At 63.1% G+C, this 22,201-nt stretch carries 18 protein-coding genes and 1 tRNA gene; 9 read left to right on the plus strand and 10 right to left on the minus strand.

Translation table 11 applies throughout. From position 1 onward, the window contains the following. Positions 1-599: 599 nt before the first annotated feature. Positions 600-686 (minus strand) — tRNA-Leu (locus AC5STB_RS06815). 212 nt (positions 687-898) lie between these two features. On the opposite strand from AC5STB_RS06815, the gene AC5STB_RS06820 reads away from it, so the two are divergent. After that, a complete protein-coding gene (locus AC5STB_RS06820) occupies positions 899-1,888 on the plus strand; it encodes a complex I NDUFA9 subunit family protein (protein ID WP_495442209.1) in 990 nt (329 codons plus the stop codon). Between the two features lie 60 nt (positions 1,889-1,948). Here the strand turns inward: AC5STB_RS06820 and AC5STB_RS06825 are convergent, their stop codons facing one another. Continuing rightward, entirely contained in the window at positions 1,949-2,755 is an 807-nt protein-coding gene (locus AC5STB_RS06825; RefSeq protein WP_495442210.1) for an undecaprenyl-diphosphate phosphatase, read from the minus strand. 242 nt (positions 2,756-2,997) lie between these two features. On the opposite strand from AC5STB_RS06825, the gene AC5STB_RS06830 reads away from it, so the two are divergent. The 7 genes from AC5STB_RS06830 (at position 2,998) to AC5STB_RS06860 (ending at position 14,270) form a co-directional block, all read left to right on the plus strand. Next, the gene (locus AC5STB_RS06830; protein ID WP_495442211.1) at positions 2,998-4,437 is read left to right on the plus strand and encodes an NAD(P)-dependent oxidoreductase; all 1,440 of its coding nucleotides are present in this window, start codon (positions 2,998-3,000) and stop codon (positions 4,435-4,437) included. Positions 4,438-4,545: 108 nt separating this feature from the next. Further along, positions 4,546-4,980, plus strand: coding sequence for a GFA family protein (locus AC5STB_RS06835; RefSeq protein WP_495442212.1), 435 nt, complete (start codon positions 4,546-4,548; stop codon positions 4,978-4,980). Next, positions 4,977-9,509 carry a glutamate synthase large subunit gene (gene gltB, locus AC5STB_RS06840; protein ID WP_495442213.1) on the plus strand — a complete coding sequence of 1,511 codons (4,533 nt, stop codon included), beginning with the start codon at positions 4,977-4,979 and terminating at the stop codon, positions 9,507-9,509. The genes AC5STB_RS06835 and gltB overlap by 4 nt, the downstream gene beginning before the upstream one ends. Positions 9,510-9,608: 99 nt before the next feature. Next, a complete protein-coding gene (gene mtgA, locus AC5STB_RS06845; RefSeq protein ID WP_495442214.1) occupies positions 9,609-10,346 on the plus strand; it encodes a monofunctional biosynthetic peptidoglycan transglycosylase in 738 nt (245 codons plus the stop codon). A 66-nt stretch (positions 10,347-10,412) separates the two neighbouring features. Next, entirely contained in the window at positions 10,413-11,078 is a 666-nt protein-coding gene (gene fzlA, locus AC5STB_RS06850; RefSeq protein WP_495442215.1) for an FtsZ-binding protein FzlA, read from the plus strand. Positions 11,079-11,147: 69 nt separating this feature from the next. Next, positions 11,148-12,191 carry a tRNA epoxyqueuosine(34) reductase QueG gene (queG, locus tag AC5STB_RS06855; RefSeq protein WP_495442216.1) on the plus strand — a complete coding sequence of 348 codons (1,044 nt, stop codon included), beginning with the start codon at positions 11,148-11,150 and terminating at the stop codon, positions 12,189-12,191. Between the two features lie 72 nt (positions 12,192-12,263). Beyond that, positions 12,264-14,270, plus strand: a complete 2,007-nt coding sequence (locus tag AC5STB_RS06860) for a hydantoinase/oxoprolinase N-terminal domain-containing protein (RefSeq protein ID WP_495442217.1) — start codon at positions 12,264-12,266, stop codon at positions 14,268-14,270. Between the two features lie 149 nt (positions 14,271-14,419). Here AC5STB_RS06860 and msrA read toward each other — a convergent pair whose 3' ends face one another. The 8 genes from msrA to ade form a co-directional block, all read right to left on the minus strand. Then, entirely contained in the window at positions 14,420-14,935 is a 516-nt protein-coding gene (gene msrA, locus AC5STB_RS06865; RefSeq protein WP_495442218.1) for a peptide-methionine (S)-S-oxide reductase MsrA, read from the minus strand. Next, positions 14,932-15,381, minus strand: a complete 450-nt coding sequence (msrB, locus tag AC5STB_RS06870) for a peptide-methionine (R)-S-oxide reductase MsrB (protein ID WP_495442219.1) — start codon at positions 15,379-15,381, stop codon at positions 14,932-14,934. Before msrB ends, msrA begins: the two co-directional genes overlap by 4 nt. 103 nt (positions 15,382-15,484) lie before the next feature. Continuing rightward, positions 15,485-16,048, minus strand: a complete 564-nt coding sequence (locus AC5STB_RS06875; protein WP_495442220.1) for a DUF4202 domain-containing protein — start codon at positions 16,046-16,048, stop codon at positions 15,485-15,487. Positions 16,049-16,161: 113 nt separating this feature from the next. Next, the gene (locus AC5STB_RS06880; RefSeq protein ID WP_495442221.1) at positions 16,162-17,067 is read right to left on the minus strand and encodes a DMT family transporter; all 906 of its coding nucleotides are present in this window, start codon (positions 17,065-17,067) and stop codon (positions 16,162-16,164) included. Positions 17,068-17,142: 75 nt separating this feature from the next. Continuing rightward, positions 17,143-17,766: a LysE family translocator gene (locus AC5STB_RS06885; protein ID WP_495442222.1), complete on the minus strand. Its 624-nt coding sequence runs from the start codon at positions 17,764-17,766 to the stop codon at positions 17,143-17,145. Positions 17,767-17,932: 166 nt separating this feature from the next. After that, on the minus strand, positions 17,933-18,220 hold the full coding sequence (locus AC5STB_RS06890; RefSeq protein WP_019297532.1) for an HU family DNA-binding protein: 288 nt from the start codon (positions 18,218-18,220) through the stop codon (positions 17,933-17,935). A 139-nt stretch (positions 18,221-18,359) separates the two neighbouring features. Next, complete coding sequence (locus tag AC5STB_RS06895) at positions 18,360-19,826, minus strand: AMP nucleosidase (protein WP_495442223.1); 1,467 nt, start codon at positions 19,824-19,826, stop codon at positions 18,360-18,362. After that, a complete protein-coding gene (gene ade / locus AC5STB_RS06900; protein WP_495442224.1) occupies positions 19,823-21,625 on the minus strand; it encodes an adenine deaminase in 1,803 nt (600 codons plus the stop codon). The genes AC5STB_RS06895 and ade overlap by 4 nt, the downstream gene beginning before the upstream one ends. Before the next feature lie 142 nt (positions 21,626-21,767). On the opposite strand from ade, the gene AC5STB_RS06905 reads away from it, so the two are divergent. After that, positions 21,768-22,190: a VOC family protein gene (locus tag AC5STB_RS06905; RefSeq protein WP_495442225.1), complete on the plus strand. Its 423-nt coding sequence runs from the start codon at positions 21,768-21,770 to the stop codon at positions 22,188-22,190. Positions 22,191-22,201 lie beyond the last annotated feature (11 nt).

The raw sequence follows: 22,201 nt of genomic DNA on the forward strand, positions 1-22,201 counted from the left end.
GCAGCGCGTCTAACGGCATGGATTCGCGAAGTGAATCCCTCACAACGATAGTTCTGCAAAAACGCCTTCCGACATCGAAAAACCACCTAAACACTTGAAAGATAAGGTGGTTTCCTCGGTTTGAACACCTTTTTCGGCAGTATGCAAGATGGTCGGCAAAGACCAGTTTCAACACTGCTCGCTTGTCTTCGATGCGGTCGAAAGTACATATATTTCAGGGGTTTGGCGGGATAACGCCGTGGCAAGAGGCTGTCGATTGACACGTTGCTCGACAAAAACGTCAACGCAGAGAACCCCGCGCTGATTGAAGCTACAAGCAACGTTTCGACAAACTGGGGCGCGAGCGAATTCTGTTGGAAGAAAAGGCCGGGAAAATCATCCTGCCCAAGAGACAGCTGGAGGAGTTTATCGTACTCTCGCCCGAACTCCTCTCAAAACCTTGGGGAATTTATAAAATGGCTCACCGATCATCAAAAAGACGGTGCAAAGGCTGGCCTTTGACGAACCTGCTCGATACTGCCGGAAACAAGGCTATTGACCACCAAAAACCACCTTGCCTTTCAAGGTGTCAGACAGTTTCAACCATCAAGGATGTGATTTGGTGCCCAGGAGAGGACTCGAACCTCCACGTCCATACGGACACTAGCACCTGAAGCTAGCGCGTCTACCAATTCCGCCACCTGGGCAGGTGTCGTGAGACCGGCGTATAAGCAGCTTCCCGGGGGGCGTCAAACGGATTTTTTTACGATTGCACCGGCGGGGCAGCCTGGCGGCTCACACGCCGGGTGAAAAACTGATGCAGGCAGGCCGCTTGGGCCGCCGCAGCGGCCATTTGCGCCTTGTTCGGCGCCTCTCGCAGCGCTAGAGCATATGGGGAGCTAAGTTCAGGAGCCAAATGATGTCCAAACTGGTCACGATCTATGGCGGATCCGGATTTGTGGGCCGCTACATCGCGCGGCGCATGGCCAAGGAAGGCTGGCGGGTTCGGGTCGCCGTTCGCCGTCCAAATGAATCCATGCATGTTAAGCCTTACGGTGTTCCGGGCCAGGTGGAACCAGTATTCTGCAACATCCGCGACGATGTTTCGGTTGCCTCGGTGATGCAGGGTGCAGATGCGGTCGTGAACTGCGTTGGCGTGCTGAACGAGCTGGGAAAAAACACCTTTGGCTCCATTCACGCTGAGGGGGCGGGCCGCATCGCGCGCATCGCGTCGCAGCAGGGCGTTGCCAGCCTGGTGCATGTTTCGGCGATTGGCGCCGATGCGGATGCTGCCAGCGAATATTCCCGCACCAAGGCCGCGGGCGAGACCGCTATTCAAGAGCATTTCCCGGGAGCGGTGATCCTGCGGCCGTCAGTGATCTTTGGCGCTGAGGACGGCTTCTTCAACCGGTTTGCCGGGATGACCCGCCTGTCCCCGTTCCTGCCGATTGCCGCGGGCGGCACCAGATTCCAGCCGGTGTTTGTGGATGATGTGGCCAAGGCGGCGGTCAAGGGCGCACTGGGCCAGGCCGAAGGCGGGATTTATGAGCTGGGCGGACCGGAGGTGAAAACCTTCCGCGCGCTGATGGAGCAGATGCTGGACGTCATTCACCGCCGCCGTGTCATTCTATCGCTGCCTGGCTTCATGGCGAAACTGGTGGCCTTTGGTTTTGACATGCTGCAGGCCGCCAGCTTCCAGCTGATCGAAAACAAGATACTGACCCGCGATCAGCTGAAAAGCCTGAAGTCGGACAATGTGGTTTCCGAAGGCGCCAAGGGTTTTGCCGATCTGGGCATCGACCCGGTGAGCGCTGCTTCGGTGCTGCCGGACTACCTGTGGAAGTTCCGCCCCTCCGGCCAGTATGATGAGATGACCAATTCTGCCAGTAATCTGCGCAACGGCGCCTGAATTGCGAAACGGTTCAAAGCTCTCGAAGCGCGGGGCAGCCCGCGCTTTTTCGTTTCCGGTTCAGCTTCCGTAAGCGATGGCCAGCAGCACGAGTCCCAGGATCACCCGGTAGATCACGTAAGGCGTGAAGCTGACTGACCGCAGCAGCCACATCATCAGGCTGAGCGCGGCAAGCGCCGACAGCATTGCCAGCGCCGCGGCGATCGCCGCATCACGCAACAGGGCTGTATTGGCCTCCAGCGCGGCCTCTGTCCCCAAAAGAACACCTGAGGCGATGATCGTCGGAATCGACATCAGCATGGCGATCCGGGCGCCGTCCTCGCGGTTGTAGCCAAGCTGGCGTGCGCCGGTGATGGTGATGCCAGAGCGTGAGGTGCCGGGGATCAGGGCCAGCATCTGCCACAGGCCCATGATCAGGGCGTCGCGCAGGCCCCAGCTTGCGGCCTGTTTCACCTCGGCACCTTTCTGGTCGGCCCAATACAGCACCAGCCCGAATCCCAGCATGGTCCAGCCGATCACGGTGATCGACCGCAGCGCATCGCTGAGACCGGTGAAATGCAGCGCGGCACCGAATATGACGGTGGGAATGGTGGCAACGATCAGCCCCATGGCGAGCCGTGCGCCGGGGGTGTCCATCCGCCCGGTAAGGGCGCGGGGCAGTCCGATCAGACCTTCGCGCACGTCTCCCCAGAAATAGAGTGTCACCGCCGCCAGGGTGCCGACGTGCACGGCGACATCAATCACCTGGCCTTGATCTTCGAGGCCAGTCAGTCCGGGCAGCAGAATCAGGTGGCCGGAGGAGGAAACGGGCAGGAATTCGGTAATGCCCTGGATCAGAGCAACCAGGACCAGTTGGAAAAGCGGCATCCTGAAATCTTCCCTCGCTGGCCGCGAATGGGCCGTAAACTGTCGTGACTCTGTATAAATCCCGGCCCCGGATTGGAAAGTGCATATTAAAGGCCGGTTCGGACCTAAAATTTCTGTACATTTCTGCTGAAGACGGTATCAGAAGGAAAGCGCTGGCAAAATAGGTCAGCATAGTTGACATAAAAGCGTACCCGTACCCGAGACGGTGCCTGCGCAGCCAGACAAACGATGGAGTCCAGCCCGTGGCCAAGCAACCGATGCTGAAATTTGTGCAGATCGAACGCGACATGCCGGAAAAGCGTGACGCAAGTGTACGCAAGGAAGACTTCAAAGAGATTTATGCGGAGTACGCCGCTGCCAAAGCCGAGGAGCAGGCCAGCCGCTGCAGCCAGTGCGGCGTGCCCTATTGCCAGAGCCACTGCCCGCTGCACAACAACATCCCCGACTGGTTGCGCCTGACCGCAACCGGGCGTCTGGAAGAGGCCTATGCCGCCAGCCAGGCCACCAATACCTTCCCGGAAATCTGCGGCCGTATCTGCCCGCAGGACCGGTTGTGCGAAGGAAATTGCGTGATCGAACAGTCGGGCCACGGCACCGTGACCATCGGCTCTGTCGAGAAATACATCACCGACACCGCCTGGGAAAACGGCTGGGTGAAGCCGGTATCACCGCTGGTTGAGCGCAGCGAAAGCGTCGGTATCATCGGCGCCGGCCCCGGCGGCTTGGCGGCGGCAGACATGCTGCGCGAAGCCGGCGTGCAGGTCACGGTTTATGACCGCTATGACCGCGCCGGCGGCCTGCTGATGTACGGCATCCCCAGCTTCAAGCTGGAAAAAGAAGTGGTGGAGCGCCGCAACACCCTGCTGGCAGACGGCGGCGTGACCTTTGTCCTGAACTGCAACGTGGGCGAGGACATCTCGTTCGAAGAAATCCGCGGCAAGCATGACGCCGTGATCATCGCCACTGGCGTCTATAAATCGCGTGATCTGGCGATGCCGGGCAGCGGGTCCGAAGGCATCGTCAAAGCGATCGACTTCTTGTGTGCCTCCAACAAGAAGAGCTTTGGTGACGAAGTTGCGGAGTTCGACGACGGCAGCCTGAACGCAGAAGGCAAGAAGATTGTGGTGATCGGCGGCGGTGATACCGCGATGGACTGCGTGAGGACCTCGATCCGCCAGGGCGCGACCTCGGTCAAGTGCCTGTACCGCCGCGACCGGGCCAATATGCCGGGCTCGCAGCGCGAGACCCAGAACGCCGAAGAAGAAGGCGTGATCTTTGAATGGCTGTCGGCGCCCAAGGGCTTTACCGGCGAAGATGGCAAGGTTTCCGGCGTGATGGTGCAAAAGATGCGCCTGGGCCAGCCGGATGCCTCGGGCCGTCAAGCGCCGGAGGTGATCGAAGGCGCGGATTACGTGGAAGAGGCGGATCTGGTCATCAAGGCGCTGGGGTTTGAGCCGGAAGATCTGCCGGCCCTGTGGAACCAGCCGGAGCTGCCGGTGACCCGCTGGGGCACCATCAAGGCAGCGTTCAAATCCGGCGCGACAGAGCTGGACGGCGTCTATGCGGTGGGTGACATCGTGCGCGGCGCCTCGCTGGTGGTCTGGGCAATCAAGGACGGCCGCGATTGCGCTGAAGCGATCCTTGAGAAATTCAATAGCAAGGCCGCTGTGGCGGCGGAATAAGCCGGCACGCCCTGTACACCGTCTGTGCACCCCTGTGCACCGGCAGAGCAGCGAGGGAACCGCAGCTAGGTCAGACATGCTGACCCAGCCAGCAGAAGGACACTGGATATGAGCGAGCTGAAGGGACAATGCATGTGCGGCGCGGTGACCGTCACCGCCACACCTGCGCGCGCGTCCGTTTCCGCCTGCCACTGCGAAATGTGCCAGCGCTGGGCCAGCGGGCCGTACCTGAGCTTTGAGGCGGCCAGCGGTTATGCGGCGCTGGGGCCGGTGCAGACCTATGAGTCCTCCGGCTGGGCTGAGCGGGCGTTCTGCGGCAAATGCGGATCGGCGCTGTGGTACCGGATGACTGCAGGAGAACACAAAGGCCAGACGCAGATGTCGGCTGGCCTGTTTGAAAACGCAGGCGGCAATGAACTGCGCCTGGAACTTTATATCGACAAGAAGCCAGCGGGCTACGCCTTTGACAGCAGCAGCCGGAAACTGACCGGCGCTGACGTGATCGAGATGTTCGCCCCCTCCGTAGAAGGAAACAGCCAATGACCAAATTTGATGCCGATTGGGTGCGCGCCGAGGAAGCCAAGCGCAAGTGGATGGCTGAAAACGGCCTGTATTCCGAGGAGGAAGAGCATTCCTCCTGCGGGGTTGGCCTGGTGGTCTCGGTGGACGGCAAGAAAAGCCGTAAGGTGGTTGAGGCCGGCATCGACGCGCTGAAGGCGATCTGGCACCGCGGCGCGGTGGATGCCGACGGCAAGACCGGCGACGGCGCGGGCATCCATGTGCAGATCCCGGTTCCGTTCTTCTATGACCAGATCCGCCGCACCGGCCACGAGCCGCGCCAGGATGAGCTGATGGCAGTAGGCCAGGTGTTCCTGCCGCGCACCGATTTCGGCGCCCAGGAGCGTTGCCGGACCATCGTGGAAACCGAAGTTTTGCGCATGGGCTATTCTATCTACGGCTGGCGCCATGTGCCGGTGGATGTGACCTGCCTGGGCGAAAAGGCCAATGCGACCCGCCCCGAGATTGAGCAGATCCTGATTTCCAACGCCAAGGGCGTGGATGAGGAAACGTTCGAGCGCGAGTTGTATGTGATCCGCCGCCGGATCGAGAAAGCCGCCAATGCCGCGGCAATTGCGGGCCTGTACATTGCGTCGCTGTCCTGCCGCTCGATCATCTACAAGGGCATGATGCTGGCGGAGCAGGTAGCGGTGTTCTACCCGGACCTGATGGACGAGCGTTTCGAGAGCGCCTTTGCTATCTATCACCAGCGCTATTCCACCAACACATTCCCGCAGTGGTGGCTGGCGCAGCCGTTCCGGATGCTGGCGCACAACGGTGAGATCAACACGCTGAAGGGCAACCTGAACTGGATGAAAAGCCATGAGATCCGCATGGCGTCGGCGACCTTCGGCGACTTTGCCGAGGACATCAAGCCGATCGTGCCGGGCGGTGCCTCCGACTCTGCCGCGCTGGATGGCGTGTTTGAGGTTCTGGTGCGCGCGGGCCGTTCGGCGCCGATGGCGAAAACCATGCTGGTGCCGGAAAGCTGGTCTAAGCAGGCGGTGGAACTGCCGCAGGCTTGGCGCGACATGTATTCCTACTGCAACTCGGTGATGGAGCCCTGGGACGGTCCCGCCGCGCTGGCGATGACCGACGGCCGCTGGGTCTGCGCGGGCCTGGACCGCAACGGTTTGCGCCCGATGCGCTATGTGGTGACCGGCGACGGTCTGGTGATTGCAGGCTCCGAGGCGGGCATGGTGCCGGTTGACGAGGCATCGGTGGTCGAAAAGGGCGCCCTGGGTCCGGGACAGATGCTGGCCGTGGACATGGAAAAGGGCAAACTGTTCCGCGATACCGAGATCAAAGACAAGCTGTCGCGCGCGCTGCCGTTCGGCGACTGGGTCAAGCGGATCAACGATCTGGATGCAACCCTGGCCAAGGTGACCGAACAGCCGCTGTTCAGCGGCGAGGAGCTGCGCCGCCGTCAGGTTGCGGCCGGCTATTCGATCGAGGAGCTGGAGCAGATCCTGGCGCCGATGGCCGAGGACGGCAAGGAATCGCTGGCCTCTATGGGCGATGACACCCCGTCTGCGGTCCTGTCCAAGATGTACCGCCCGCTGAGCCACTTCTTCCGCCAGAACTTCTCCCAAGTGACCAACCCGCCGATCGACAGCCTGCGCGAATTCCGGGTGATGTCGCTGAAGACCCGGTTCGGCAACCTGAAGAACGTGCTGGACGAGGACAGCTCCCAGACTGAGATCATTGTGCTGGAAAGCCCGTTTGTGGGTAATGCCCAGTGGGACAAGCTGGTGGAGCAGTTCAACGCGCCGCTGGCGGAGATCGACTGCAGCTTTGCGCCGGGTCGCGGCTCGCTGAGCGCAGCGCTGGCGCGGATCCGGGCGGAGGCCGAAGAGGCGGTGCGGTCCGGTGCCGGCCATATCGTGCTGACCGACCAATATTCGGATGCGGACAAGGTGGCGATGCCGATGATCCTGGCGACCTCTGCCGTGCATTCGCATCTGACCCGCAAGGGGCTGCGCACCTTCTGCTCGCTGAACGTCCGGTCTGCTGAATGCATCGACCCGCATTACTTTGCGGTGCTGATCGGTTGCGGCGCCACCGTGGTGAACGCCTATCTGGCGGAGGATTCGCTGGCCGACCGGATTGAGCGCGGGCTGCTGGACGGCAGCCTGACCGAAAACGTTGCGCGGTTCCGCGAAGCCATCGACCAGGGCCTGTTGAAGATCATGGCAAAGATGGGGATTTCGGTGGTGTCGTCCTATCGCGGCGGCCTGAACTTTGAGGCGGTGGGCCTTAGCCGCGCCATGTGCGCCGAGTATTTTCCGGGCATGACCTCGCGCATTTCCGGCATCGGTGTGACCGGTATCCAGACCAAGGCTGAGGAAATCCACGCCAAGGCCTGGAAAGCGGCGGAAGGCATCCTGCCGATCGGCGGTTTCTACAAGGCACGCAAGTCGGGGGAGACCCACGCCTGGGAAGCCACCAGCATGCATATGATGCAAATGGCCTGCAACAGAGCCTCATATGAGCTGTGGAAGCAGTATTCGGCCAAGATGCAATCGAACCCGCCGATCCATCTGCGCGACCTGTTGCAGGTCAAGCCGCTGGGCAAACCTGTGCCGATTGAGGAAGTGGAATCGATCACCTCGATCCGCAAGCGGTTCGTCACCCCGGGCATGAGCTTGGGCGCGCTGTCGCCCGAGGCGCACAAGACGCTGAACGTTGCAATGAACCGGATCGGTGCCAAGTCGGACTCTGGCGAGGGCGGCGAAGATCCGGCGCACTTTGTGCCGGAGCCGAACGGCGACAACCCGTCTGCGAAGATCAAGCAGGTGGCGTCGGGCCGCTTTGGCGTGACCGCCGAATACCTGAACCAGTGCGAGGAACTGGAGATCAAGGTGGCCCAGGGTGCCAAGCCCGGCGAGGGCGGCCAACTGCCGGGGATGAAGGTCACCGACCTGATCGCCCGCCTGCGCCACTCGACCAAGGGTGTGACCCTGATCTCGCCGCCGCCGCACCACGATATCTACTCGATCGAGGATCTGGCGCAGCTGATCTACGACCTGAAGCAGATCAACCCGCGCTGCAAGGTGACGGTGAAGCTGGTGGCGTCCTCTGGGGTTGGCACCATCGCCGCGGGCGTTGCCAAGGCCAAGGCCGACATCATCCTGATTTCGGGCCACAACGGCGGCACCGGCGCGTCGCCTGCGACCTCGATCAAATATGCCGGCCTGCCGTGGGAGATGGGCCTGACCGAGGCGCATCAGGTGCTGGCGATGAACAACCTGCGCGAGCGGGTGACGCTGCGCACCGACGGGGGCCTGCGCACAGGCCGCGATATCGTGATGGCGGCGATGCTGGGGGCCGAGGAATACGGCATCGGCACGGCGGCACTGATCGCCATGGGCTGCATCATGGTGCGCCAGTGCCAGTCCAACACCTGCCCGGTGGGCGTCTGCACCCAGGACGAATCCTTGCGCGCCAAGTTCACCGGCAATGCGGACAAGGTGGTGAACCTGATCACCTTCTACGCCCAGGAAGTGCGCGAAATCCTCGCCTCTATCGGCGCACGTTCGCTGGACGAGGTGATCGGCCGGGCCGACCTTCTGGCGCAGGTGTCGCGCGGCTCTGCGCATCTGGACGATCTGGACCTGAACCCGCTGCTGATCACCGTCGATGGCTCTGCCAATATCGCCTACAACCGCGACAAGGACCGCAACGCGGTGCCGGATACGCTGGATGCGGAGATCGTGCGCGACGCGGCCCGGTTCCTGCAGGATGGCGAGAAGATGCAGCTGTCCTATGCGGTGCAGAACACCCATCGCACCGTGGGCACCCGCACCTCCAGCCACATCGTGCGCAACTTCGGCATGCGGAATTCCTTCCAGCCGGATCACCTGACGGTGAAGCTGCAGGGGTCTGCCGGCCAGTCGCTGGGCGCCTTTGCGGCGCCGGGGCTGAAGCTGGAAGTGTCGGGCGATGCCAACGATTATGTCGGCAAGGGCCTGTCGGGCGGCACCATCGTCGTGCGTCCGCCGCAGGTGAGCCCGCTGACCGCGTCAGAGAACACCATCATCGGCAACACCGTGCTGTACGGGGCCACCGACGGCCACCTGTTTGCCGCGGGGCGCGCGGGCGAGCGCTTTGCGGTGCGCAACTCCGGTGCCAAGGTGGTGGTGGAGGGCTGCGGCGCCTGCGGCTGCGAATACATGACCGGCGGCGTTGCCGTGATCCTTGGCTCAATCGGTGCCAACTTCGGTGCGGGCATGACCGGCGGCATGGCCTATCTCTATGATCCGGACGGCAAGGCCGAGACCCTGATGAACATGGAATCACTGGTCACCTGCCCGGTCTCCGTGGCGCATTGGGAAGCGGAGCTGAAGACCCTGATCGAACGCCACCTGCAGGAAACCGGCAGCCGCAAGGCCGCAGAGATCCTGCAGCATTGGGACCTTGAGAAGGCGAACTTCCTGCAGGTCTGCCCGAAGGAGATGCTGGACAAGCTGCCGCATCCAGTGATGCAGGAGCAGGCGGCCGTTCCGGCGGAATAACCAGGGCTCAAGACGGAAAACGAAACCCCGCAGGCAATTGCTTGCGGGGTTTTCTTTTTGGCGGTTGGTTACCGGGGGCATGCTGGCCTATAGAGGGGCATGGCGAAGGCAGTTGCAAAAAAGAAGAAAACCAAGAGCAGCAAGAAGACGGCGCAGCTGAAGATTCAGCCGTTGCGCTGGTTGCGGCGCTGGGTATTGCGGGGGGCATTGGCTGTTGCTGCGGTGTTCCTTGCCCTCATCCTGCTTTACTCGGTGGTGAACCCGCCGATCACCCATACCATCTGGGCAGAGCAGCGCCGTCTGGGCGAGGTGGACCGGATGTGGGTGCCGCTGGAGGAAGTTGCGCCGGTGCTGGCGCGGTCGGTGGTGGCCGCCGAGGACGCGCAGTTCTGCCGCCATTGGGGGTTCGACGCCCGTGCCATTCAGGCAGCAATCGAGGCCGGCGGCAGCCGAGGCGGCTCGACTATTTCGCAGCAGGTGGTCAAAAATGTGTTCCTGTGGCAGGGCCGCAGCTGGCCGCGCAAGGTGCTGGAGACGCTGCTGACCCCCGCTGTCGAAATCGTCTGGAGCAAGCGGCGCATACTGGAAGTCTATTTGAACGTGGCCGAAATGGACGAGGGCGTGTTTGGCGCCGAAGCCGCGGCGCGCAAGTATTTCGGAGCCGGTCCGGATGAATTGAGCGCCCGGCAGGCGGCGCTGATTGCCGCTGTTCTGCCCAACCCCAAAGAGCGTTCGGCCCGCAAACCGTCGAACTTTGTGCAGCGCCGGGCGCGGCAGATTGAGGACGGGGCGGCCACGATTCGCGCAGACGGGCGGGCCGATTGTTTCGAGGATTGAATCTTTCTGCCGCCCAAGGCATTGCTGAACTGACCGTTGTAAGTTTTCTGGAGATCCCCTGTAGCCATGGCGCGCCTGTACCACGTTCCCCTGTCCCCCTTTTGCCGCAAGGTGCGGCTGTCGCTGGCGGAAAAGAAGATCGAGGTCGAACTGGTCGAGGAGCGCTATTGGGAGCAGGATCCGGACTTTCTGCGCCGCAACCCGGCCGCCAAGGTGCCGGTGATCCGGCTGGACGGCCAGATGATGGCCGAAAGCGCCGCGATTTGCGAATACTTGGAGGAAACCCGCCCCGAACCGGCGCTGATGCCCAAGGATGCCGAAAGACGCTATGAGGTGCGGAGGCTGATCAGCTGGTTTGATGACAAGTTCCACCATGAGGTGACGTCGAAACTGCTCTATGAGCGGGTGAACAAGAAGATCACCGGCGAGGGCTATCCCGACAGTCGCAACGTCAAGGCCGGCGCAAAGGCGATCAAGTACCATCTGGATTACATGGCCTGGCTGCTGGATCACCGGCGCTGGCTGGCCGGGGACATGATGACGCTGGCGGATTTTGCCGCTGCGGCGCATCTGTCCTCGCTGGACTACATTTCGGATGTGGACTGGAACCGGTCGGCAGTGGTCAAGGACTGGTACGCGAAGATCAAGTCGCGGCCTGCGTTCCGGTCGATCCTGGCCGATCAGGTGCCGGGGTTCCGGCCGCCGCCGCATTACACCGACCTGGATTTCTGATATCAACCGGGCAGAGGGGCGCTGCCCCCGCGGCCCGATGGGCCGCTCCCCCGGAGTATTTAGGCAAAGATGAAAGACGGATCCGGCATCAAGGAAAGATTGGTTGCGCAAGCGCTGGCGGAAGGGTTTGTGTCCTGCCGGATCTGCCGGCCTTGGGATGTGCCGCAGGTGCCGGGGCGTCTGCACGCCTTTCTTGAGGCCGGGTATCACGGGCAGATGGGCTGGATGGCGGAGCGCAGCCATTGGCGGGGCGACCCGGCGCAGTTGTGGCCCGAGGCACAGTCGGTGATCATGCTGGCCGAAAGCTATACGCCGGAGGAAGACCCGATGGCGGTGGTGGGGCAGGCTGACCGCGGCGCGGTGTCTGTCTATGCCCGTAACAAGGACTATCACTACCTGGTCAAGAAACGGCTGAAGCGGCTGGCGCGCTGGCTGATTGCGGAGGCCGGGGAGGACTGCGAGGTTAAGGTCTTTGTCGATACTGCGCCGGTGCCTGAGAAGGCGCTGGGTCAGGCGGCGGGGCTCGGCTGGCAGGGCAAGCACAGCAATCTGGTGAGCCGGGATTGGGGCAATTGGGCCTTTTTAGGGTCTGTTTTCACCACGCTGGAGCTGCCTGCCGATAAGCCGGAACCCGACCGATGCGGATCCTGCCGGGCCTGTCTGGACAGCTGTCCGACCGATGCCTTTCCGGCGCCCTACCAGGTCGATGCGCGGCGCTGCATTTCCTACCTCACCATTGAGCACAAAGGGCCGGTGGTGGAGGAGCTGCGCAGGAAGATGGGAAACAGGATTTATGGCTGCGACGACTGCCTGGCAGCCTGTCCCTGGAACAAGTTTGCGGTGGCGGCCAGCGACATGCGCTATGCCGCGCGGGACGAGCTGAAGGCGCCGAAGCTGGCGGAGCTTGCGCTGCTGGATGACGCGGCGTTCCGGGCGATGTTCTCCGGCTCGCCGGTCAAACGCATCGGGCGCGACCGTTTTGTACGCAATGTGCTTTATGCCATTGGCAACTCGGGCCTGCCGGAGCTGCAGGATGTGGCGCGCGGGCTGGCGGAGGATCCGGATCCTGCGGTGGCGGATGCAGCGCGATGGGCGGTTCAACAGCTTTCGTGACGCAAACAGGATGGACGGGCCGCAATTAGGCGTTACACCCGGTCCGGCGAACAGAGTTTGAGAGGGCTGGGCATGGCACTGCTGCTGGGAGTGGACACGGGCGGAACCTATACCGATGCGGTGCTGATCCGCGACGAGAAGGAGGTTATCGCCTCGGCCAAGTCGCTGACCACGCGGTCTGACCTGGCGATTGGCGTTGGCGGCGCGATCCGGGCGGTGCTGGAGCAGTCCGGGGTGCGCCCGTCAGAGGTGTCGCTGGCGGCGCTGTCCACCACTTTGGCCACCAATGCGCTGGTTGAGGGCCAGGGCGGCCGGGTGGCGTTGATCTATATCGGGTTTAACGAGGCCGATCTGGACCGGCACGGGCTGCGGGACGCGCTGAAGGGCGATCCGGCGCTGGTGATTGCCGGCGGCCACACCCATGCCGGCAGCGAGGCAGCGCCCTTGGACACAGAGGCGCTGGAGTTGTTTTTGCGCACCGAAGGGCAGGGGGTGACCGGTTTTGCCGTGGCCGGTGTGTTTGCGACCCGAAACCCGGCGCATGAGGTCGAGGCAGCGCGGATCATTCACGAACTCACTGGCGCGCCGGCCACCTGCTCGCACCAGCTGTCGGCAAAGCTGAACGGGCCCAAGCGGGCGGTGACGGCGGTGCTGAACGCGCGGCTGATTGGCATGATCGACCGGCTGATCGGGCGGGCGCAGGATACTCTGCGTGATCTGGGGATTGAGGCGCCGATGATGGTGGTGCGCGGCGACGGTGCGCTGATGAGCGGCGAGCAGGCACGGGAGCGGCCCATCGAGACCATCCTGTCCGGCCCGGCGGCCTCCATCGTCGGGGCCCGCTGGATGACCGGGGCGGACCATGCGCTGGTCAGCGACATCGGCGGCACCACGACGGATGTGGCGCTGATCAAGGACGGCAAGCCCGCGATTGCCCCCGCAGGCGCCCGGGTCGGGGCGTTCCGCACCATGGTCGAGGCGGTGGCGATGCGCACCACCGGACTGGGCGGCGACAGCCAAGTGCATCTGGTCACCAGCGGTCTGTCCGGCGGGCTGACCCTGGGACCGCGGCGGGTGGTGCCGGTGTCGCTGATCGCCACGGATGCGCCTGAGGTGGTGCATGCGGCACTGGATGAACAGCTGCGCAATTCCACCGTGGGCGAATTTGACGGGCGGTTTGTGCGTGCGGTGCCGGGGGTGCCGGTGGCGGGCCTCAGCGAGCGGGAAGCCGGGCTGCTGGCGCGGATCGGGATGCAGGTGCATCCCCTGGGCCAGATCCTTCGCACCCGGATGGAGCACGGCTCGCTCGGCCGGCTGGTGGACCGCGGGCTGCTGCAGGTCAGCGGCGTGACGCCCTCGGATGCCAGTCATGTGCTGGGCCGGGTGGAGGTCTGGGACCGGGAAGCGGCAGAGAAGGCGCTGACGCTGTTTGCCCGCCGCCGGGTGGGCAGCGGCGACATGGTGGCCCAGAATGCGGAAATGCTGGCGCAGATGATCATCGATCAGCTTACGGAACAGACCGCTTTGACCTTGTTAGAGTCTGCTATTGCCGAAGAAACAGAGGGTTTCGGCCTGCCGGAGGATCAGCTGGCACGGCATGTCTTGCTGCGACGCGGGCTGGCAAAGCACCGCGGACTGCTGGCGCTGGATGCATCGCTGAATGTGGACGTGGTGGGGCTGGGCGCGTCTGCCCCCAGCTATTACCCCGCAGTGGGGGAGCGGCTGCATTGCAACATGATCCTGCCGGAGCATGCCGGCGTGGCCAACGCTATCGGGGCAGTGGTGGGCCGGGTCACCATGCGGCGCAGCGGCACCGTGACGTCCCCTGCGGAGGGCAAGTACCGGGTACACCTGGAGAGAGGGCCGGTGGATTTTCCGGCCTCGGATGAGGCGCTGGCAGCATTGGAGGCGGCGCTGGCGGGCGAGGCCCGGGGCGCGGCGGAAGAGGCGGGTGCTGAGGACATCCACGTGCATGTGGAACGGGACATCCGCACCGCGCAGGTGGAGGCGCGGGAGGTGTTTGTCGAGGGAACATTGACCGTGGAAGCCAGCGGGCGGCCGCGGGTGGCGCATGCCTAGATCCGGTCTTAGTTAGCGTGTTTTCAAGGAAAACCCGCTGCCTCCGGCGGGGATATTTTAAGCCAGAAGAAGCAGGGGTGCTTGCTGGTAATCCGGCATGACAATAGCCCCGCCGAAGAGTGGCGGGGTTGAAAACGCTGTGTTAGAGCCTATTCTGCAGCGGCGTTTCGTTTCGGCAGCACCCAGTCGGGCCGCGCAAAATGGCAAGTATAGCCGGAAGGCAGCCGTTGCAGGTAGTCCTGATGCTCCGGTTCGGCCTCCCAGAAGTCGCCCGCGGGTTCCACCTCAGTCACCACTTTGCCTGGCCAGAGGCCGGAGGCGTTGACATCGGCGATGGTGTCCTCGGCCACCGCTTTTTGCGTCTCGTCCGCGTAGTAGATTGCCGAGCGGTAGCTCATCCCCAGATCGTTGCCTTGGCGGTTATGCGTGGTCGGGTCGTGGATCTGAAAGAAGAACTCCAGCATCTCCCGGAAGGAGGTGACGGCGGGGTCAAAGATGATCTCGATCCCTTCGGCGTGGGTGCCGTGGTTCCTGTAGGTGGCATTGGGCACATCGCCGCCGGTGTAGCCCACGCGGGTGCTGATGACGCCGGGGCGTTTGCGGATCAGTTCCTGCATGCCCCAGAAACAGCCGCCTGCCAGGATTGCGCGTTCGGTGGTGCTCATTTCACGACCTCCACTTGGTTGATATAGGCGCCATATCCTTCGGCCTCCATGTCGTCCAGGTGGACGAACCGCAGGGAGGCGGAGTTGATGCAGTAGCGCAGGCCACCCCGGTCCATCGGCCCGTCCGGAAAGACGTGGCCCAGGTGGCTGTCGCCATGGGTGGAGCGGACTTCCGTGCGGATCATGCCGAGGGTGCGGTCCTCCAGCTCCTGGATATGCGCGGATTCGATCGGCTTGGTGAAGCTGGGCCAGCCGCAGCCGGATTCATATTTGTCGGAGGAGGCAAACAGCGGTTCGGCTGAGACGATGTCGACATAGATGCCCGGCTCCTTGTTGTGGAGCAGCTTACCGGTGCCGGGGCGTTCGGTGCCCGCGTTTTGGGTCACATAGAACTCTTCCTCGGAGAGGGCGGCAACGGCGTCCGGGTTCTTGGTGTATTTGGTCATGGTGTCCTCCCGCCTGTTCGCGTTGCTGCAGAAGATGGGGTCTGGATGCTGAAATGCAAAGCCCTGTTTCAGGCTGCTCGCAAAGCCGTGTAGACGGTGCCGGTCAGACGGCGAAAGCTGCGGCCAGGTCTGCGGGCAGGGTGAATTCGCTCAGCACCCGGGTGCGGGCCTCAGCCGACATCTTGCGGGCGGTCTTTTCAACGATGCGCTGCACCTTGTCGCCCGGGTGTTTGGCGGCAAAGGGTTCAAAGTACCACTTCAGGAAAACGAAGCAGATGATGTCTTCAAGCGCCTGCACCTGTTCGTCGCGTTTGATGCCCTCTTTGCGCAGCATCTTTGCCGCGGCATCCACGTCCTCCGCGCCATAGCCTGCGTCCTGCATCAAGGCGGTGACAACTTCGGCGTGGTGCTCCGCCTCTGCCTTGCGCCAGGCGAGGTAACCGGCGCGGCCTTCCGGGAAGGCGCTGCGCGCCAGCTTCCATCGTTCGACATGCTGACCGCGGGCGGCGATTTGCAGCGGATCGGACGCGTCCGGGAACAGGCGTTCCTGTTCCGCGCTCATCCGCTGGCCATAAAGCAGCGCGGCGGGCTGGCCGTCCTCCACGTTGGGGTCCTTGGCATTGGCGGCGTCGATGGCGTCCAGCACCTGGGATAGTTGCGCGCTCATGCCGCGTCCTCCTGTTTTGTGTCTTTTCGGGTCAGGTTAAGGCGGAAACGCAAAGGCGTGCAACGGGTCTGCGCCGCGACAGCGGCGCCGGGCCCAAGGGGAAGTGACGGGCATCAGCCCGGTTTTGCCGCGCGGGAGAGCCCGGGGTGCGGATGTGCGGGCTGGCGGGCGAGCTGCACCGTCAGGATACCGCCGGTGACGATGGCAACGCCGAGCACGTCGAGGGGGCCGAGTTTCTCTGCCAGCAGCATGCTGGCGATGGCGACGCCGAATACCGGGTTCAGGAAGTGAAAGGTGGCCGCGCGCACCGCACCGATGCGGTTCAGGAGCAGTACCCAGATGAAGGTGGCCATCAACCCCGGCACGATAGTGGTGTAGGTAAAGGCCGCCGCCAGCCGCCAGGTGGGATTGACAAAAATGTCCTCGGTCAGCGGTGCAGCCACAAACAGGATGGCGGAACCGATCAGCATTTGCAGCCCCACCACCATCATGAAATTTCCGCCCGAGGTGGCACCGCGCAGGGCGAGGGTGGCAGCGGTCAGCGCCAGCACGCCTATGACACAGAGGAACACACCGAGCAGGTCCACCCCGGCGCTGAGGCGGGTGCCCATGATCAGGGCGACACCAATGATGCCCGCAGCCAGCCCGGCATAGCCCATGGGCCGCAGCCGTTCGCCGAACAGCATCCAGCCGGCAAGCGCCACCAGCAATGGCATGGTGGAGGCAATGATTGCGGCCAATGAGGCCTCAATCCATTGCATGGCGACGAAGTTGAGGCCGAGATAGAGCGCGTTCTGGCAGATGCCGAAAATCACCGTGGCGCGCCATTGGCCCGGGGTCAGCCGCCACGTTTGCCCCATGGCGCGGGCAATGGCGACGCCGATCAGGCCAGAGATCAGGAAGCGCACGGCAAGCGAAAACAGCGGCGATGCGTCCTGCACGATGATGCGGGCAGAGGTGAAGGCTGAGGACCACATCAGGGCAAAGGCCAGCCCCATGGCAATTGCGCGTGTGTCCATCGTCCAAATCCTCCTGGCTGAAGCGGACCTTCGGGGAAGCGGGCGCCGGGATCAAGCCCCGTCAATCAAGTCCTGTCAGCTGAGGCGGGCTGCTAAGATCTGCCAGCTGGCGGCGCCGAAGGCGGCGGCGAACACCGCCTCGAACCCGCGGCGCAGGCGGATGTAGATGCGGCTGGCAGCGGCGCTGGAGAACAGGATTGCGTAGCCGTGGAAGATCAGTGTGCTTTGCACCGCGATGGCGGCGATCACCACCAACAGCGCCGAGGGTTCGGTGCCGGGCGGGATGCCGATGGCATAGAGTGAGCCAAAAAACAGAATTGCCTTGGGGTTGGTCAGATGCAGCGCCAGCCCCTTGGCAAAGGCGGCGCGCAGCGAAGGCGCGGCGGAGGGGCGCAGTTCCGGGGCGCCGGAGCGCAGGGCGGAACGGGCCGAGCGGATTGCCAGACACATCAGATAGGCCGCACCGAAATACCGGACCACCTCGAACATCCAGACGTTGGCCAGCATCACGGCGCCAAGGCCAAAGGCGGCAGAGACCGACCAGATCAGCGAGCCGCAGCTGACGCCGGCGGCCAGGGCCAGCCCGGCGGCGCGGCCGCGCTGCATGGCGGTGCCGGCAATGGTCAGGGTGGCGGGGCCGGGGCTGGCGCCGGCCAGCAGCGCAGCGCCCAGGATCAGCATCAGGTTCACATCGGTCATGTTGCGGCCCCCCCCCTCGCGGCTTGCAGAAAGGGTGCGCCTGATGCGGGGCATTAGCAAGCGGGAACGGTGCGGCGGCGGGCGAACTGTAGGCAGAGGCCGTTCAGGCAACAAAAAGGGCCGCCCGCGTGGGGCAGCCCTGTAACCGTCCGGATCAGGTCCGGTCTCAGCCGTTCACGCTGTCCTTCAGCGCTTTGGCGATGGTCATTTTCACGACCTTGTCGGCTTCCTTGGTGAATTTCTCACCGGTGGCCGGGTTGCGCACTTCGCGCTCGGGGCGCTCGCGGCAGTAGATCTTGCCGACGCCCGGCAGAGTCACGGCACCGCCGCCCGACACTTCGCGGGTGATCAGCGAGCAGACCGCTTCCAGGGCGGAGCCTGCGACTTTCTTGTCGCTGCCCATTTCCTCTGCCAGAGCGGCAACAAGCTGGGTTTTGGTCATCGGTTTGGACATTCTTCGTCTCCTTAAACTGCCCGAACTGTGGGGCCTCATCGCGTGACATTATCGTTATGTTGTTGGACAACACAACTTCTTGTGTGCGCGGCGCAGGCAAAAATGGGCTTTTTTTCTAGGAAATCTGCAAAAATCAGCCCTACAGGAAGGCTGTTTCATCGAACGAGCGCAATTTCCGGCTGTGCAGACGTTCCAAAGGCATGCCGCGCAGGCGTTCCATAGCTCTTATGCCGATTTGAAGATGGCGCGCAACCTGGGTCCGGTAGAAGTCTGACGCCATGCCCGGCAGCTTCAATTCACCATGCAGCGGCTTGTCCGAAACACACAGCAGCGTGCCGTATGGAACCCGGAAGCGGTAGCCGTTGGCGGCGATGGTGGCGCTTTCCATGTCCAGCGCAATGGCGCGGGACTGGGACAGCCGCTGCACCGGGCCGGATTGGTCGCGCAGTTCCCAGTTGCGGTTGTCGATGGTGGCGACGGTACCGGTGCGCATGATCCGCTTGAGGTCAAAGCCTTCGTATTCGGTGATCTCGGCCACTGCCTCCTCCAGTGCGACCTGGATTTCCGCCAGTGCCGGGATCGGGGTCCAGATCGGCAGGTCGTCGTCCAGCACATGATCCTCGCGCAGGTAGCCATGGGCGAGGACAAAATCCCCCAGGGCCTGGGTGTTGCGCAGGCCTGCGCAATGGCCGACCATCATCCAGGCATGCGGACGCAGCACCGCGATGTGGTCGGTCGCGGTTTTGGCGTTGGAAGGCCCGACACCGATGTTGACCAGGGTGATGCCGTTCCCGTCCTCGCGCTTGAGGTGGTAGGTGGGCATCTGCGGCAGCTTGGCGATTGCCGGGATGTCAGCCGATGGATCAGTGATCTCGTGATCACCGGTGCTGACAAAGCTGGTGTAGCCGCTGTCCGGATCGGCCAGTTGGGCGCGGGCATAGGCTTCGAACTCTGCCACATAGAACTGGTAGTTGGTGAACAGGACGTGGTTCTGGAAATGCTCGGCGCTGGTGGCGGTGTAGTGGCTCAGCCGGGCCAGCGAATAGTCGATGCGCTGGGCGGTGAACAGCGCCAGCGGGCCGGTTCCGTTGGCGGGCTGATAAGTGCCGTTAACGATGTCGTCATTGGTTGTCGACAGATCCGGCACGTCAAACACGTCGCGCAGGGTAAAGCCGGCCGCGCCGTCCTGCGGCACGGACAGATCCGGGCGCGAGGCGACTGCGAAATGCACCGGAATCGGGGTGTCAGAGACGCTGATGGTCACCGGCTGGCCGTGATTGCGGATCAGCAAGCCGATTTGCTGGATCAGGTAATTGCGAAACAGGTCCGGCCGGGTCACCGTGGTGGCGTAGATGCCGGGACCCGAGACATGGCCGAAACTTAGGCGGCTGTCCACTTGGGCAAAGGTCAGGGTCGAAAAGCGGATCTCCGGGTAATAGGCGCGGATGCGCTGATTGTCCGGTGCGCCATCCGCCATGGCGCGGATGAATTCATCGCACAGGAACCCGGTGGCCTGCCGGTACAGCAGCTCTAGCCGGTCCACGGCCTCTGTGGCGTCGGTGAAGCTTTCGTCCGGCGGATGGCCGGGGTGTTTTGTTGTTATCATTGGGCAGGCTCGATTACCGGGATTTTCTGGAATGTGCGCACGTCAACAAGGCCAAGGTCGGAGATCCTGAGTTCCGGGATCACCACCAGCGCCAGGAGCGAATGCTGCATGTAGGCGTTATTGAGGGCGCAGCCGCAGGCCTGCATCGCCTCCACCATCACCTGCGCCTTGGCGGCGACTTCGGTGGCGGGGCGGTCGGACATCAGGCCGGCAATCGGCAGTTCGACCAGAGCAAGCTCCTGCCCGTCCTTATAGATCGTGATGCCGCCGCCCACCTGCGCCAGCCGGTTGGCCGCCAGCGCCATCTGCTCGCGGTCAGTGCCGACAACGATCATGTGGTGGCTGTCATGCGCCACGGTGGAGGCCATCGCCATTTTGCCGGTGTAGCCGAAGCCGGAAACAAAGGCGTTGGTGACGCCGCCGGTGGCGCGGTGGCGCTCGACCAGGGCGATCTGGCAGACATCGCCGCTGCCTTCGACTAGCCCGTCCACCACCGGCAGCTCTGCCTGCAGCGCCTTGGTCGGGGCCTGGTTTTCAACCACGCCGATCACGTTTGCGGTGACCGCATTGGCACCCTCGGGCGCCGCCAGTTCGAAATCTCGCGCGGTCAGCTCATGGCCCAGATGCACGGTGCCGCGGGCGCTGGCTGGCCAGTCGAAATGCGGGCAATCGACCTTGATAGAGCCTGATTCAGCAACGATCTGGCCACGGGCGACTACGACTTCTATGGGCAGTTCCCGCAAATCGGAGGTCAGGATTACGTCAGCCCGGCGGCCCGGGGTGATGGAGCCGATCTCCCGCTCCAGCCCGAAATGGGTGGCGGTATTGATGGTGGCCATCTGCAGGGCAATCAACGGATCGCAGCCGCAGGCAATGGCGTGGCGCACCACCCGGTTCATGTGGCCGTCATTGACCAGCGTGCCGGAATGGCAGTCATCTGTGCAGAGGATGAAATTGCGCGGATCTAGGCCCTTTTCAGTAACGGCAGTGATCTGGCTTTCCACGTCGTACCAGGCAGAGCCCAGCCGCATCATCGACCGCATCCCCTGGCGCACCCGGGCGATAGCGTCGGCTTCGCAGGTGCCCTCGTGGTCATCCGCCGGGCCGCCGGCCACATAGGCGGCAAAATCCGGGCCGAGGTCGGGGGAGGCGTAATGTCCGCCTACCGTTTTGCCCGCGCGCTGGGTGGCAGCGATTTCGGCCAGCATCTTGGGATCGGCGTTGGCGACGCCGGGGAAGTTCATCATTTCGCCGAGGCCAATGATGCCGGGCCAGTTCATCGCCTCTTCCACATCCTCGGCAGAGATTTCATAGCCGGTGGTTTCCAGCCCCGGTGCCGAGGGGGCGCAACTGGGCATCTGGGTGAAGATGTTGACCGGCTGCATCAGCGCCTCGTCATGCATGTAGCGCACGCCGTCCAGACCCAGCACATTGGCAATCTCATGCGGGTCGGTGAACATCGAGGTGGTGCCATGCGGGATAACCGCGCGGGCAAATTCCGCCGGGGTCAGCATGCCGCTCTCGATATGCATATGGGCATCGCAGAGGCCGGGGATCATATAACGCCCATTGGCTTCGATGATCTGAGTGTCCGGCCCGGTGCAATAGGAGGCATCCGGCCCGACATAGGCGATGCGGCCGGCCTTGATCGCAATATCATGGTCCGGCAGCTGTTCGCGGGTGTGGACGTTGACCCAAATGCCCTTGCGGATCACCGTGTCGGCTGGCGCGCGGCCTGCGGCTACTTCGATCAATTGCGGGGCGGTGTCGGGCCAGCTTGGGAAAATGTTATCTGACATAATCCAATTGTTCTGATTGCAGGCGGGAAGGCAAGCGGATTGCTTGCTTTGCCATCAAACCTTCATGCGGGCGGTGGAAAGGTGCCGAAGCCTGTCGCATTTGGCATTGCCGCAGGGCAGGTTCCGGAGAAGACTGCAAGCCATGGAGTATGACACAACAGATGCCGACAGTTTTGGCCGCTCGCTGCGCGGGATCGGGATCAATCTGCTGGTGCGGGATGTTTTGGCTGAAGTAGCCTTTTTAGAGACTGTTTTTGGCATGAAAGGCCATCAGGTGACGCAGGACTTTGCCATCGTCACCTATGGCAATCAAGTGTTTCAGCTGCACAGCGACGGCACCTATGCGGAGAACCCGCTGCTGGGGCTGCTGCCGGAAAACCCGCCGCGCGGGGCAGGGATTGAGATCCGCCTGTATGATACCGACCCGGATGAGGCTGTGGTTCGGGCGGAGGCGGCGGGCTGCACCATTCTTCAGGTGCCGGCGGATAAGCCGCATGGGCTGCGCGAGGCCTATATTCTGTGCGATAACGGCTACGCTTGGGTGCCAAGCCGCCCCAAGGGGTAAGCGGCGGGAAT

Source organism: Leisingera sp. CC-HEC093 (assembly GCF_059429195.1).

Coding starts and splice junctions, on each gene's coding strand:
- AC5STB_RS06820 (WP_495442209.1), top strand. CDS start 899: ATGTCCAAACTGGTCACGATCTATGGCGGATCCGGATTTGTGGGCCGC.
- AC5STB_RS06825 (WP_495442210.1), bottom strand. CDS start 2,755: ATGCCGCTTTTCCAACTGGTCCTGGTTGCTCTGATCCAGGGCATTACC.
- AC5STB_RS06835 (WP_495442212.1), top strand. CDS start 4,546: ATGAGCGAGCTGAAGGGACAATGCATGTGCGGCGCGGTGACCGTCACC.
- gltB (WP_495442213.1), top strand. CDS start 4,977: ATGACCAAATTTGATGCCGATTGGGTGCGCGCCGAGGAAGCCAAGCGC.
- mtgA (WP_495442214.1), top strand. CDS start 9,609: ATGGCGAAGGCAGTTGCAAAAAAGAAGAAAACCAAGAGCAGCAAGAAG.
- fzlA (WP_495442215.1), top strand. CDS start 10,413: ATGGCGCGCCTGTACCACGTTCCCCTGTCCCCCTTTTGCCGCAAGGTG.
- queG (WP_495442216.1), top strand. CDS start 11,148: ATGAAAGACGGATCCGGCATCAAGGAAAGATTGGTTGCGCAAGCGCTG.
- AC5STB_RS06860 (WP_495442217.1), top strand. CDS start 12,264: ATGGCACTGCTGCTGGGAGTGGACACGGGCGGAACCTATACCGATGCG.
- msrA (WP_495442218.1), bottom strand. CDS start 14,935: ATGAGCACCACCGAACGCGCAATCCTGGCAGGCGGCTGTTTCTGGGGC.
- msrB (WP_495442219.1), bottom strand. CDS start 15,381: ATGACCAAATACACCAAGAACCCGGACGCCGTTGCCGCCCTCTCCGAG.
- AC5STB_RS06875 (WP_495442220.1), bottom strand. CDS start 16,048: ATGAGCGCGCAACTATCCCAGGTGCTGGACGCCATCGACGCCGCCAAT.
- AC5STB_RS06880 (WP_495442221.1), bottom strand. CDS start 17,067: ATGGACACACGCGCAATTGCCATGGGGCTGGCCTTTGCCCTGATGTGG.
- AC5STB_RS06885 (WP_495442222.1), bottom strand. CDS start 17,766: ATGACCGATGTGAACCTGATGCTGATCCTGGGCGCTGCGCTGCTGGCC.
- AC5STB_RS06890 (WP_019297532.1), bottom strand. CDS start 18,220: ATGTCCAAACCGATGACCAAAACCCAGCTTGTTGCCGCTCTGGCAGAG.
- AC5STB_RS06895 (WP_495442223.1), bottom strand. CDS start 19,826: ATGATAACAACAAAACACCCCGGCCATCCGCCGGACGAAAGCTTCACC.
- ade (WP_495442224.1), bottom strand. CDS start 21,625: ATGTCAGATAACATTTTCCCAAGCTGGCCCGACACCGCCCCGCAATTG.
- AC5STB_RS06905 (WP_495442225.1), top strand. CDS start 21,768: ATGGAGTATGACACAACAGATGCCGACAGTTTTGGCCGCTCGCTGCGC.